At 47.5% G+C, this 13,154-nt stretch carries 15 protein-coding genes and 3 tRNA genes; 11 read left to right on the forward strand and 7 right to left on the reverse strand.

Features of this window, described 5'->3' with window-relative positions:
• Positions 1-7: 7 nt before the first annotated feature.
• The gene (locus tag K2Y22_08705; protein ID MBX9878525.1) at positions 8-1,681 is read right to left on the reverse strand and encodes a DUF1957 domain-containing protein; all 1,674 of its coding nucleotides are present in this window, start codon (positions 1,679-1,681) and stop codon (positions 8-10) included.
• A gap of 157 nt (positions 1,682-1,838) precedes the next feature.
• Between K2Y22_08705 and K2Y22_08710 the strand changes: the two genes are divergently transcribed.
• Positions 1,839-2,114, forward strand: coding sequence for a hypothetical protein (locus K2Y22_08710; GenBank protein MBX9878526.1), 276 nt, complete (start codon positions 1,839-1,841; stop codon positions 2,112-2,114).
• On the opposite strand, the gene K2Y22_08715 is transcribed toward K2Y22_08710, so the two are convergent.
• Positions 2,092-2,412, reverse strand: coding sequence for a DUF167 domain-containing protein (locus tag K2Y22_08715; GenBank protein MBX9878527.1), 321 nt, complete (start codon positions 2,410-2,412; stop codon positions 2,092-2,094). The two genes, K2Y22_08710 and K2Y22_08715, sit on opposite strands and share 23 nt — an antisense overlap.
• A 70-nt stretch (positions 2,413-2,482) precedes the next feature.
• Here K2Y22_08715 and kdsA point away from each other — a divergent pair, with 70 nt between their 5' ends.
• The gene (gene kdsA / locus K2Y22_08720; protein ID MBX9878528.1) at positions 2,483-3,355 is read left to right on the forward strand and encodes a 3-deoxy-8-phosphooctulonate synthase; all 873 of its coding nucleotides are present in this window, start codon (positions 2,483-2,485) and stop codon (positions 3,353-3,355) included.
• Positions 3,356-3,515: 160 nt separating this feature from the next.
• Positions 3,516-5,849, forward strand: a complete 2,334-nt coding sequence (locus K2Y22_08725) for an aspartyl protease family protein (protein ID MBX9878529.1) — start codon at positions 3,516-3,518, stop codon at positions 5,847-5,849.
• A gap of 1 nt (position 5,850) precedes the next feature.
• On the opposite strand, the gene K2Y22_08730 is transcribed toward K2Y22_08725, so the two are convergent.
• The 5 genes from K2Y22_08730 to K2Y22_08750 all read right to left on the reverse strand — a co-directional run bounded on the left by K2Y22_08730 (position 5,851) and on the right by K2Y22_08750 (position 9,624).
• Entirely contained in the window at positions 5,851-6,156 is a 306-nt protein-coding gene (locus K2Y22_08730) for a hypothetical protein (protein MBX9878530.1), read from the reverse strand.
• Between the two features lie 47 nt (positions 6,157-6,203).
• Complete coding sequence (locus K2Y22_08735) at positions 6,204-6,617, reverse strand: hypothetical protein (protein ID MBX9878531.1); 414 nt, start codon at positions 6,615-6,617, stop codon at positions 6,204-6,206.
• Between the two features lie 186 nt (positions 6,618-6,803).
• Positions 6,804-7,841: an alpha/beta fold hydrolase gene (locus K2Y22_08740; protein ID MBX9878532.1), complete on the reverse strand. Its 1,038-nt coding sequence runs from the start codon at positions 7,839-7,841 to the stop codon at positions 6,804-6,806.
• 15 nt (positions 7,842-7,856) lie between these two features.
• The gene (locus K2Y22_08745) at positions 7,857-9,032 is read right to left on the reverse strand and encodes an aminotransferase class V-fold PLP-dependent enzyme (GenBank protein ID MBX9878533.1); all 1,176 of its coding nucleotides are present in this window, start codon (positions 9,030-9,032) and stop codon (positions 7,857-7,859) included.
• A gap of 190 nt (positions 9,033-9,222) precedes the next feature.
• The gene (locus K2Y22_08750) at positions 9,223-9,624 is read right to left on the reverse strand and encodes a heavy metal-responsive transcriptional regulator (protein MBX9878534.1); all 402 of its coding nucleotides are present in this window, start codon (positions 9,622-9,624) and stop codon (positions 9,223-9,225) included.
• A 238-nt stretch (positions 9,625-9,862) separates the two neighbouring features.
• On the opposite strand from K2Y22_08750, the gene K2Y22_08755 reads away from it, so the two are divergent.
• The 8 genes from K2Y22_08755 to K2Y22_08790 all read left to right on the forward strand — a co-directional run bounded on the left by K2Y22_08755 (position 9,863) and on the right by K2Y22_08790 (position 12,934).
• Positions 9,863-10,276, forward strand: coding sequence for a hypothetical protein (locus tag K2Y22_08755; GenBank protein ID MBX9878535.1), 414 nt, complete (start codon positions 9,863-9,865; stop codon positions 10,274-10,276).
• Positions 10,277-10,364: 88 nt separating this feature from the next.
• A tRNA-Arg gene (locus K2Y22_08760) sits at positions 10,365-10,437 on the forward strand.
• Between the two features lie 141 nt (positions 10,438-10,578).
• Positions 10,579-10,650, forward strand: a tRNA-Lys gene (locus tag K2Y22_08765).
• Positions 10,651-10,875: 225 nt separating this feature from the next.
• Entirely contained in the window at positions 10,876-11,088 is a 213-nt protein-coding gene (locus tag K2Y22_08770; protein ID MBX9878536.1) for a hypothetical protein, read from the forward strand.
• A gap of 93 nt (positions 11,089-11,181) precedes the next feature.
• On the forward strand, positions 11,182-11,385 hold the full coding sequence (locus tag K2Y22_08775) for a hypothetical protein (protein MBX9878537.1): 204 nt from the start codon (positions 11,182-11,184) through the stop codon (positions 11,383-11,385).
• A gap of 110 nt (positions 11,386-11,495) precedes the next feature.
• Positions 11,496-11,576, forward strand: a tRNA-Leu gene (locus tag K2Y22_08780).
• A 25-nt stretch (positions 11,577-11,601) separates the two neighbouring features.
• The gene (locus tag K2Y22_08785) at positions 11,602-12,051 is read left to right on the forward strand and encodes an SRPBCC family protein (GenBank protein ID MBX9878538.1); all 450 of its coding nucleotides are present in this window, start codon (positions 11,602-11,604) and stop codon (positions 12,049-12,051) included.
• A 412-nt stretch (positions 12,052-12,463) separates the two neighbouring features.
• Positions 12,464-12,934 (forward strand): isoprenylcysteine carboxylmethyltransferase family protein, encoded by a 471-nt coding sequence (locus K2Y22_08790; GenBank protein ID MBX9878539.1) that lies wholly within the window; start codon positions 12,464-12,466, stop codon positions 12,932-12,934.
• The last annotated feature ends 220 nt before the right edge of the window (positions 12,935-13,154 follow it).

The raw sequence follows: 13,154 nt of genomic DNA on the forward strand, positions 1-13,154 counted from the left end.
AAATCTCTTAACTGACAGCCGTGCCAACCTGAGCACCTGGCGTTGTCGTCACTGGCAAAAAGCAGCGGTGGCAGACGTCTGGGAAACAGTTGTCGATGTCTTCCAGTTCTTTCAGGCGTTTTTCTACAATGAGACCACTGTCGAGCATGGCTGTTAGCTCGCGGAAACGATTGAGGTGTCCTTCAAATCGTTCGATAGCGTAGTCCTTAGCTTGTCCTGTTGTGACAAGGAATGGCCAATCGGATGATTCTAGAAGCAACAGTTCACGAGTCGCTTGCCTGAGCGCGCGACCATGAAGACCGCCATCAGCATCTTTGTGATCTTTAGCAAGTCGTTCCATGATCTCTTCACTTTCGTGAATGATAGGCCACATCCATTCGGTGTCTTTGTTGAGCCAGACTTGCCAATGTCCACCGGCACCCCAAGATGATTCAGGCAACTCGATGGCGTGTTTTGGTGGATTGTTTTCCAAATACTCGGAAGCAGTCTCCATCTTCACGGCCGTGTAGTGCTTCATCTTGCGAATGACTTCTTTTATCCAGGTAACACCTTCAAACCACCAGTGACCAAACAGCTCCGTGTCGAAGCTGACCATAAGCAATGATGGCTCGCCGGTTTCTTTCAAACGATCTGTCAAAATTTGTTGAACGAGCCCGACAAAGTGATCGGAATTTTCTGCTACGCGATTAGCTGCAGCTTCCGGATTGTAATACTCTTTGGCACCGAGATCGGTTGTCTTTGATGTAAGGCGCCAGTAGTGTAAACCGGATTGATCATCCTTCTTGTGGAATTCGCGATAGTTGGCATCGCCTGGATAGCCGTGTTCGGCAGACCAAACCTGATAACCGGCTTTTTCGTGACGGCCCATTACTGCAACCGGATATTCTTTCAACCAGTAAGCTTCGTGCGTTGTAAGTCCTGTGGCTGGTCTACCGGAGACAGGCAAATACTGAATGGAGCCATAAGGTCCAAAGTCTTTGCGCACTTCGACAGTCTTACCGCCTTCAATGACAAAGGACTCGGTGAAAAAGTATTTCAATCCAAACTCGTGCAGCCATTTCTCTAATCCCGCACGCTCTTCAGTAGCAGGACGGTACGCGCACTCAGGCAGCCAAATGCCTTTTGGTGCTTGACCAAAATGTCTCTTGTAAGAATCAACACCGACCTTAAACTGGCAGCGCAAGGATGAATCTGTGTAGAGCAATGGTGAGAAGCCGTGTGTGGCGGCAGATGTTGTGATTTCGATTGCGCCTAACTTTTGAAATTTTGCAAAAGCAGCAATAAGGTTTTTGCCGTATTTGTTTTGATAATCATCAAGAGTTTTTTGAAACCAATTGAGATTAAAGCGAGCCAACTGAAGAAGAGTTGGATTTGGCGATTCGCCGCGTGGGCTAAAGCGAGCTTCGTCTTTTTCCGCTGCTTTAATGCGAAGGTTTATGTATTTGATGAAGCCGTGGGCTAAATGCTCGTCAGCCATTTGCTCGGCAAGAATTGGTGTAATGCCTATAGTTAATTTCGCTGGAATGCCTTCTTGCCAAAGTTCGTCCACGATGTTGAGGATTGGAACGTAACATTCAGCAACGCATTCGTAAAAGTTTTCCTCGCCGAATGGCCACATGCCTGCCTTCCGGTAAAACGGTAGGTGGCTGTGCAACATTAAGACGAAAGAGCCGATGCTCACGATTAACCTCGGATGGCAAATTGGCTACCTGTTGTAAACAGATTTGCCAGAAGTATCCCGGATTCCCATTTCATTTCACTAACTTGGGATTTTATCAATTAGAATTTGTTGGCTGTCGAATATGCACTAAAACCGTAACTATTCTTGAGGACAAAAAATGTCTTTTGATGCCGAAGATGAAGAGATCAAAGTTGCCGACAAAAAGAAGGCAACGACCTCTGCTCCGGCTGAAAACAAGGTAGTCAAGCTGCTGGAGAAGAATCCACTAGGCATGACGCTGCCGGAAATGGCGGGCGGGACAAGACAACTTAAGAAGATCCGCACTTTGCGACCGATGTTGGCGCAGGCGATTAAAGAGGGACTCGTTATGCCGACCTCTCAGCGTGCAGGACACACTGTGTATAGGCTTGTTAAGCATTTGGGTCGTCGCTAGTTAGAAGCTCGTCAAGTTTTTTCATAATCGATTTGGTATTGCCTGCAATAAAAACGGTTTTGTCTTTGTTGGTTTGTCCACGCAGAATTGTTATAGAAGATTTAGGCTGATCGAGATATCTCGACAGGAAGGCAATCAGTGCATTATTCGCTGCGCCGTCGATTGCTTTCTCGGTAAGTTTGAGTTTGAGTCTATCGCCATAGAGCCCAGCCCAAGCTGTTTTGGATGAGCCCGGCAAAACATGCAGAGTGATGCTTATGCCATTTTCCTGAATCAAATATGGGCGAGAAATAACCAAAAACTCCAAAGATACTTATGTTAGCAGGCGAGTCCTTTGTAAAATGGTGGGACTGACGGAGGAATGTGCAGTGAACGTTAAAGTTGCCGATTTTGAATTGGGCGCAAACAAGCCGCTTTTGATAATTGCCGGACCATGCGTTATTGAATCTTGGGAGATTATCTATAACACCGCATCGGCTATGAAGGACTTGTCCAAAGAACTGAACTTTCCTCTCGTGTTCAAAGCTTCGTTCGATAAAGCAAACAGAACTGCCAACGATTCATTTAGAGGTCCAGGGCTTGAGGAAGGACTGAAGATGTTGGCAGAGATCAAGAATAAACTTGGTTTGCCAATCTTGAGTGATGTTCATGAAGTGGGGCAGTGTGAGCCGGCTGGAAAAGTACTTGATGTAATTCAAATTCCGGCGTTTCTTTGCCGTCAGACGGATTTAGTTGTTGCTGCTGCTAAGACTGGCAAAGCAGTAAACATCAAGAAAGGACAGTTTGTTGCACCGAAAGATATGTTGAAGAGTGTTGAGAAAGTAAATTCAGTTGGTAATCTCAATGCGTTTGTTACCGAGCGTGGTACCACATTTGGTTACAACAACTTGGTTGTCGACATGCGTGCTATCCCGATGATTCAAGAGGCAGGTTGTCCGGTTGTATTTGACGCGACACACAGTGTGCAGTTGCCATCGGCTGGTGGAGCTGTGTCAGGTGGATTGAGACAGTACATTCCGTATTTGACGAAAGCCGCCATTGCCGCCGGATGCCAGGGCTTGTTTATGGAAGTACACCCGAACCCGGACAAGGCAAAGTCCGACGGTGCGACGCAGATACCGCTCGCGCAAGTTAAGGACTTGATGTCGCAGTGGTTGAAGTTGCACGCGTTGATACAGACGCAGCCGGAAATTGTCTTGCCGCAGCAGGGGCATTGCGTTGAAGTCGCGTTGACGCGGTAATTTGGTTTTTCGTTGTTCTAACTTGTAGGGGCGCATTACGTGCGCCCTGTCTTTTGGGCGAAGAGCAGCGTTATGAACTGGATTGCCTTATACTTATTGGAAGATTCTTCGCGGAGCCTGCCCTGAGCGTAGTCGAGTGGGCTCAGAATGACAAATTCCGATGAGACGACCGATAATTGCAACTAGTTTAGTAATGGCGCTCGTGTCGTCAAGTTCGGGAACGGCTTGGGCTCAGACAACGGCGGTTCAGCAGCAGTCCACGCCGGATCAACAACAACAAAATGGAGGGGACCAACTTACCCCTGCGTTGCAGTTGAATTTGCCGACGGCGCAGGAAGTTATGCAGCAGGAGCCGGACTCCATTGATGTACTCGTGCCGAAGGTGTTGAAGGCATATGGTGGTATCGATCAGTTAAAGCAGTGGGATACGGGGTATGCGTTAGCAGGCAAGCAACACGTTAAGTCAGCGTCGGGTGCGAGTAACACGTTTGCGTTTAGGCAGTATTCAAAAGGTCGCAAGTTACGTATTGAGATGCGACTTGGCGAGGCAGATACGCTCACTGTTTACGACGGAAAGAAAGGCTGGCGTCAACAGGGTGGGCAAACGATTGAGTTGCCTGTGCGTGACTTGAAGTTGTTGCATGAGGAAGCGGATCATCAATTATCTTTGCTTTCTCATTGGATGGATCCTGATTATCATTTTCGCTTGGTAGGCAGGACTTATTTCCATCAAGTTCCTGTTATGGCAATTGAAATAGAAAAGCCTGGTTCAGCCGTAGTGACGTGCTTCGTGAATCCGGATAACAATCTTGTTATTGGTTTGGCTTACGATACTGTCGATCCTGAGTTGGGAACGATTGCGCGAGTAGAAGATGATCTACTAATGTACAAGCCGGTTGGCGAAACAATGGTGCCTTTTCAACACAGGCAGCAAATTAACAAGCAATTAGCTTTTGATTTGAACATTGATGAATTCGCATTCAATACACGGTTGGAAGACGAGTTGTTTACGGCACCGCAGCAGATGGAAGCGGTTCATTTGTCGCAGCCGGTTACGGTTCCATTTGATTACTACGGTGGAGAAATAATCACCAAGGTCCGAATAAATGGCGGCGAAGATTTGGATTTCCTCGTTGATACCGGTTGCGGACAGACAATTATCGATCGCAAAATTGGAGCCGAGTTTCTGCTGCAGAAAGTTGGACAGTTGACGGTGACCGGTGCATCCGGAAATTTGTCTGTGGCAACATCGCGAGTGAAGAAGTTGGATATTGGATCAGCTTCGCTTGCCGAGGTTCCTGTTTCCATTCTTGATTTGACTCCGCAATCGCGACGCATCGGCAGACGACTAGCCGGCGTGCTTGGGAGTAATGTTCTTTCGCGATTTGCGGTAAGTATTGATTATGGAAGTAAGGCGATGACGCTTTACGAAGCTGGTACTGTGCAGCCTGCTGCCGGCGCCATTGTTGTTCCGTTTGCGATGCGTCAGGGTCCGGTGGTGAAGGGTATTGTTGATGGCAAGTTTGAAGTGCAGTTTTTGATTGATACGGGATCCACTTTCAATCACCTGCCGCCAAATGTAGCGAAGCAACTTGCTAGCACGCGCGTTGAGCAGACGATTGATGCGGCTGGACTTGATGGCAATACGGTAAAACTAAATGCAATTACTGTAGAAAGTGTTGCGCTTGGAAATGAGATTGCGCGCAAGATTCGCTTTGCATATGCCGCTGATCCGGCATCGGCGACTGAAGCAAAAGCTTTAGTGCGTGTTGCTAACATGGGAATTCTCGGGAACCCATTTTTTGAGAATTACTTGCCGGTGATTGATTTCAAATCGCAATTGATATTTTTGAAGGGTGATGCGAAGCGCAAAAGCAGGCAAGAGATGGAAGCGTTAATCTCTGCCGGTGACGCTAATTTGATTATCGATAGAAATTACCGCCAGGCTGAAAATGATTACGTGCAGGTTGTGCGAATTGCGCAGCGCGATAAGGATCTAAAAGAACAGGCGATTGCATTAGGACGCTTGGGGAATATGCGACGTGTGATGTCCAAAGATCTGAAAAGACCGGAGCAGGGGCAAGCGGCGTATCAGTACTTTACGAAAGCAATTGGAATAGCCCGGCAAATCGGTGACAAGGCTGTTGAAGGGCGAATCATGGCTGATTGGTCATTGTTGTATAGCGATCTTGGTCAGCCAATGGAAGCGAAGAAAACAATCGAGGCGGGGCTTATGCTCGCTCCTAACGATGCGCAAGTTAATGTGGATGCGGCGGTGCATTATTATCGATCCGCGATGTATGCAGACATGCGCCGACATGTGGACAGAGCGCTTGTGTTGGAGCCGACCAACTGGCAGGCGTTGTGGTACAAGGTGCGGCTGTTGGAGTTGTATAACGATGTGGGACGCGAGCACGACACGTTGAAAGAGATACTGCGGTATTACCCGTCGTCTTTTTTAGCGAAAGAGAAGTTGGGTAAGTTGGGGGATTAGGTTACATCTTTTCGTACCAGACTTCTTCGTCGCTGCTGCTGCCTGCTGACGGGGTCTGGGACTGAGTGGCGTCCGATGGGTCATCGGCTAGCGTGTCTAGCACGCGCATATATAACTTGGACATCGAAGAGCGCTCAACATCAGTCCAGGCCAGCTTGCGGAATTCGTCGAGGATTTTGAAAATCTCTTGACGGGTGCGAGCGGCCTGGACCTTGTTAAGCCAGTCTTCTAACTTCAGTATCAATTTAAGCTCCGGTTCGCGTTGCTCACCTTCGCTGCCTCCGGCAACCGACGCTCCACTTCGCATTGCTCATCGCAACGCTCCGTTCTCGCTATTGCTTGAGGCTTAACAGATTACTCTTTGTAGCCTTCGGTAACGGAGAAGGAAGCTGGTGAGAATGGCTCGTTGAAGCCATGGTCAAAGCTGTTCTTGCCGCTGTAGTAAACGCCTTCTGCGCTACCTACGAGGATGGCTGCTGGAATTGTGAATACGCTCATGACTGCCATTACCGGACCGCAGTCCTTGCCACCAAGCTTGCCGCCGACTTTGTCAGCAGCGCCTTGGGTGAAGCTGACGTAACGGCTTGCGATACGACGTGTTGCAGCAACTGGAGTACCGAGAACCAAAGCTGTTCCGGTTCCGCCGACGCGGGTGATGATCAAAGAACCATCAACAACCTTTTGCAGGTTTTCATCGCCGTCAGCCATTGCTGGAGCAAAGCTAGTAAGTGCCATACAGAGTGCAAAGAGTGCGCTCAACTTTTTCATTACGAAGATCTCCTTAGAAGTCCTGGTTTACAAGGTGGTCTTTCCACGGTTTCAAAGTGTCCAAACCACTCATTTCGAAATGGATTCTTCTTGCCTACTATCGGACAGAGAAGAACCCACTAATAGAATTACAAGAATGAGCGATTCTTTCAAATCTTGGCATGCTTTAATATCAGCGCAAACTCGTCAGATAAACTCTAAATAAGGCTTGCTAAACGCTTGACTAGTCTTGCTTTTCAGGAAGCTGATAGTGCGATTTTCTGCCCAAAATAAATCAAAATCAGTTTCTTGTTCCGGTTCCTTTTGGAGAAAACCACCGTGACCGCCATGCTCGGTGGCAATCAAAGTAATGTATTCACTTTGTAAAGCCGGCGATTCAAAAGAACAAAACGGAATTAGCGGATCATCTTTTGCTTGAATGACTAAAGTCGGCACGCGAATTTGATGCATTACAGGAAGTGCTGATGCCTTTTCGTAATAAGTCTCGGCTGTTCCCCAACCGCCGTAATAGGCGGTGTAAGTTTGATCAAACTCTTTGAGTGAATTGATCTTGTCTAAATTGGAGACATCGAAGATACCTGGAAATATTGATGCCTTTTTGCGCAAGAGCGCTTTTAGCCCAGTGAGAAAATGTCTTTCGTAAATTCGATTGAATCCCTTTTGCAAAATGGTAATGCAAGTCGGCAAATCAATAGCCGGAGAAATTGCGCAAACTGCTGTCAATTTGTTTGGACCATCGTCGGCTAATTCCGCTGCTGCTTTCAGAACGATATTGCCTCCCATGGACCAACCGGCAAGACAAATTTCCTTCAATCCTTCTTTGCGTAACGCATCGATAATCCAAAGCACGTCATGACTCATCCCTGAATCGTAAAGCGTCGGAGTCATGTGGAATGTGCCGCCGCAATTACGCATGTTCATGCGCACTACATTGAAGCCGCGAGCTAATGCTTTGACTGTGACGCCAAGCACAGAATGAGAATCAGCAGAACCTTCCAATCCATGCACAAGAATGAGTGTCGGGTGCTTTAACTTTTCATGCTGCCAGTGACAGTGCGCCAATAACTTAACGCCAGGCGACACTTCAAAAATCCGTCTTCTCTCGCTGTCGGCCAGTTTTGGGAATTTGCGCGGAATTAGAGTCGGCACAATAGTCATCAAATGACCATTGCTTAAAAGCGGGAACGGTTCAAATGGGCGATTTTTGATGGTTGAATTCGACATATCAGTTATCTACCACTATTTACTCAGTATTGCGTCTAAGGCTTTCATTAATCTGTCTATCTCGCCTTCTGTTGTTGCCGTGTGGCAGGAAACCCTGAGCCCATGATTTGGAAGTCCATAATAAAAATCAGGTTGAATCCAGATTTTGTGTTCGCGCCATAGCGTTTCCCGTAAATCAGTAACCGGCACAACTTCCGGATCGAAAGTAAATGTGAGCATGGCTGTCGCTTCGGCATCAATATCAGGAGTGCGAATTGTTGCTCGGCGCTTGCCGGTGAATCTTTCATCTAATGCTTGGCGCAAGTATTTGACGAGCTGGCGTTGTCTGGCAAAAACGGCTTCCTCTCCCAGTGATTCATAAAGTAAGCAAGCTTCAGCCAGGCCATCAAGTCTTGAAACATCTGTTGTGCCTTGATATTCAAAGCGCAAGAGGTCGGTAGGCTCTCCAAGGTAAACTCTGTCTGACAACCAAAGTGGCTGTAGTTGTGATACCAAATGTGGTGCTACGTAAATAAATCCCGTCCCGTTGGGACCGCACAACCATTTATGACCGGAACCTGTCCATAACGGATACTTGCTTGGTCGCACTTGCCCATGCCCTGGAGCGTGCGCGCCGTCGACTAACAATGGAATGGACTGATGCTCCAATTCGCTGACTAGTTTATTGAGATTTGGCCGCCAACCTGACGCACAGTCAATTTCACTTACTTGCACAAGGCGAGTCTTGGGTCCAACAAGATCAAGCATGCCGTTGCAGAATATATCGCTTCCGGCAAGTGGATCAATCTCGTGTGTTTTAACTTTTACGCCGCGAGTTTCTTGAAGGAATCGCAAAATAGCCTTTGTGCTTCCGTGCTCATGATTTGTCGTTACTACTTCGTCGCCTTCTTTTAATAGAAAACTCTGCATGATCATCTGCATGCCTTGGGTAGTGCTGTGCGCAATTAGAAGCGAAGTTGGATCAACGGCAAAAAGTCTTGATGCCGCCATGCGAGCTTTCGTCCACGGCTCTTGATCCAAAAAGACCGAATAGGTGGGATTGATGTTTGTCTGCTCAAGCGCTTTTTTCAAGGACTCTATAACGACCTTGGGTTTACGCCCGCAGCTGCCTGTGTTGAGATAGGCGGAGCCATCTCTTGGTGGAGCCCATTCGGACCGGACCTTCTCAAGATTTAAATCAAGTTGCATCATCCTAGTAAAGTTAGCACTTAAGGGATGTGGACACCAGCCCGGAATGCAAGATAATGACAATGGAAGGTGGTTAGAAACATGCCCTGGAAAGAAGAGATGTTCTTTATTGCCCTGTTTTTATTCTTCGTTGCCTTAGTGGGTCTGGGAATTGCCGCCAGCAACGGGTGGTTGGGCTCAGCCTTCTAGGCAACTAATCGTTAAGACTTTTCATAATTGGACACCTATCCAAGGGACCATTAGAAGAACAACTATCAACTAAGGATTTCAGGGATTGCTGAATTCCATTGAGTGCAGCCAGCTGCTCGTTAGTATCGGCAATTTTTGACGAAATAGCGTCATGCAATTTGCCGCAATTTGCTTTATTGTTTTCGCAAAGATCGAGGAGGTGCTTGATCTCGTTGAGGCTGAAACCAAACTTTTGAGCGCGCTTGATCAGTTTGACCAACTGCACTGTCTCTGGGGTATATTCGCGGTAGCCGGACGATCCTCGCTCTGGAGCCTTTATTAATCCACGGCGTTCGTAATACCGTAGGGTTTGAATATTTACTCCCGCTCGAGCGGAGGCCTCGCCAATCCTTAACAATGGGGTCATTTGATTGAAAAGTACTCCCGTCACATAGCATTGACCATGTACCATGCCATAGGGTCAACTGTCCCTGCCTCTTTCCCCTACTACTATCTTTACTCATATCTGATAATCTGCCTATCCACTGATCACGATTTTGCATCAATTTGGCAGCAGTTTTTAGCTAAATCTGCCTAAATAAGCTCCTATGCAATAAGCTGTTATTGATGGAATCCAGGTATGGCTTTAGAGGTAATTCTCGAAAATGAGTAATCGAATTGCAATTGCTGCACGTGTTGGTTTGACTCTTTCGACCTTATTGTCAACGGCGTTTTCCCTTGGTGCAAGCGCATTACCGGCTGAAAAACCTCAGATGAGAGAAGGGGCGCCGACGACTATCGTTGGTGATGTTTATGACTCGGCTTGCTACTACACTCGCAAACTCGATAAGCCAGTCAGTCACGAGTGCGCTGTGCAATGCGCCGCCGGTGGTTCGCCATTGGTGATCGTTACGAAAGAAGGCGATGTCTATTTGCCCATCGATAATAAAATGCCGGCGCTGGGACAGAACAAGCGATTAGTGAAATTTGGCGGAATGAAAGTTAAGGTAACCGGACATGTTTTTGACCGCAATGGCTCAAAAGCTATAGTCATGGATAAGGTCGAACTTGTAAAGTGAGCTCGGGTTAACGTGGATCCACGGTATAATTTTGCACCGCTGGCATGGGTAGTAACTTCTTGTCAGCTTGGTTAGGCAAGTTCGCCCTGCGCTCGTAGCTCAGTGGATAGAGCCCCCGCCTTCTAAGCGGGTTGTCGTTGGTTCGAATCCAACCGGGCGCGTACTTTTCCTAAACCAGAAGCGTAGCAAGGGCGGCGATGAGCCGGTCGCTGCAAGGAGAGGACACTAAATGTGTCGTCGGGGCCACCGCCAGCCGGACGGCAAAGCGAAGGTGAAGCGATAGCGGAACCGGAGCTATATATGGGTCATTAGCTCAATGGTAGAGCAGTTGCCTCTTAAGCAATTGGTTGATGGTTCGAGTCCATCATGACCCAAAATTTTAGGAAAGAGGGAAGCAGAGGAAGCAAAGCAAGAGCTGCGAAGAGCAGGTCGCTGCGTAGCGAATATGGGTAGCCGGAGGCACGCGAAGGTGGAGCTTTAGCGAAACCGGAGCATAGAGACAAATGTCTCTTAAGCAATTGGTTGATGGTTCGAGTCCATCATGACCCAAAATTTTAGTAACTACGGGAACTTTGATTTTCCCAAAGCATCTCAGGCTAATGGCCCCCATCCGGGCTATTAGCCTTGGTATTTCCGACATTCGTGAAGCTCGTGGTGATCTAGAACATTCAAATGCTGAATTGCGTTCGGCGCTTGAACTGATGCCGACGAATACGGAAATTCACAATCGCGTATTACATGAAGTCTCAGAAAGAGATGACCGGTGGATTCTTTGTTGGCACAAATTCAATCCAACGAATCGGCAGCATTGATGAATACAGTTTGATTTCCAATTGCTCTGTTGGAACTGATTCAGGCAGAATCATGTTCGTAGGGGTTGCGCACATATTTATGGGTAATTAGGAATGCTAAAAGATGCGCTGAAGTCACATCCGCAATATATGGCGGTCATTAAGAAAGACAAAATAAATCAACCCTGGTTTTTGGAAGCCGAAAGGCTCTGCCAAGCGATGATTACCCACGGGACAACGCAAACAATTGCCGAGCCGGCAAACGCCGCCGAGCGGGTCGCAGTTGAGCGAGCAAAGTCCATACTAGGCATTAGATAACAGATTTCCCAGCCGCCGCACGAAAGTCAAAGGAGCACCCGAAAGGTGCTTTTTTGGCATTTATGATTGCCAGGGGACTGTGATATGCTGAATAACTCACGTCTACATCCGGGCGAGTGGCGGAATGGCAGACGCGCTAGACTTAGGATCTAGTGTAGCAATACGTAAGAGTTCAAGTCTCTTCTCGCCCAAATTTTTGTTGAAAGGAATACAACTATGCCTGAAGGGAACACTGTTCGCTTCCATCGCGTGCTGCGCGCACCGGCTGAGCGGATTTATCGAGCATTTATTGATCCTTCTGCGATGGAGAAGTGGTTGCCACCAAATGGCTTTACCGGTAAGGTGCATGAAATGGATGCACGCGTAGGCGGCGGCTACAAAATGTCGTTTACGAATTTCACCACAGGGCATTCACATTCTTTTGGCGGTAAGTATCTAGAATTGAAACCGTATGAGCGTATTCGTAAAACGGATAAGTTTGATGATCCAAACCTTCCTGGTGAAATGGAAGTGATAGTTGATCTTAGAAAGGTATCTGTCGGCACGGAAGTGAATATCGTGCAATCGGGTATCCCGGATATGATACCGACTGACGCATGTTATTTAGGCTGGCAAGATTCACTTACTCTTCTTGCCATGCTCGTCGAGCCAGAAATTTCCGGGTAACTCACCTGTTCTGGCTCATTGTCCTCCGTAGGGGCGCATTGCATGCGCCCGGTTCTATGTCCTTTTACAATCTCAATTACCACCCCACCCAGGTATCTTCGACGCCTGCTTTATCCAGCTGCAGTATTCATAGCTACTTGATGATGCTTGGTTTTATAATGTGCCATGAAACAATTTGGTTTGGATTACCATCTAATAGATTATGAATTATAAAATTGCACTACAAGCCTTTCTGGGCGTGCTTTCCACACCAATCATCTTTGGACTTCCGCTATTTCTTGCGGCAGGCACTTTCGATTATCGGCAAGGTTGGGTTTTTCTTGTCGTCTTTTGTGTAGTCAATGCAATACACGGAATTGATTTGCTTTTACATGATCCGGAGGTTTTGAAACGCAGGATGCAAGTTGGGCCCATGGCAGAAAAACGTCCGGCTCAACGAATTGTGATGGTTCTCGTGTTGGTTTCATTCTTTCTGGTGCCAGTAGTTGCCGGATTGGATCATCGGTACGGCTGGTCGAATGTTCCAACGTGGCTTGTGCTCTTCGCTAATTTTTTGATAGCGCTGGCATACGTGATGTTTTACTTCGTGCTCAAACAAAATCGATTTGCTGCTGCCACTATTGAAGTGGTGCCAGAACAAAAAATCTCATCAAGTGGTCTTTATGGTATTGTTCGCCACCCAATGTATTCTGGCGCACTCTGGTTAATAATTGGTATGCCACTAGCGCTTGGATCATATTGGGCGCTCTTGGTTGGTTTATTGATGCTTCCGGGATTGCATTGGCGTATCCTGGATGAGGAGAAGTGTTTGCTGGCGGAGCTCAAGGGATATCCGGAATATTGTGCCAACGTTAAATACCGGTTGGTTCCAGGGGTGTACTAGGCAGGCAGACTCTCAGAGGTGAGGACAATGGCGCAAATTGGATTGCCGGTCTAATTAACTGTCTACCTCGAAGACTGGTGCTGATAGCTGGAGTGTGCCAGGGGCACCCAAACAAGGACAGTTACGCCCAGGTATTAATATTGAAACTACCGTATTAGGCTTATTTTGAGGCGAAATGGGAATAATGGACTTAGCGTATCAGTGCGGTCGGCCGGGCGGG

The organism is Candidatus Obscuribacterales bacterium, from assembly GCA_019744775.1.
Taxonomy (GTDB): domain Bacteria; phylum Cyanobacteriota; class Vampirovibrionia; order Obscuribacterales; family Obscuribacteraceae; genus SBAT01.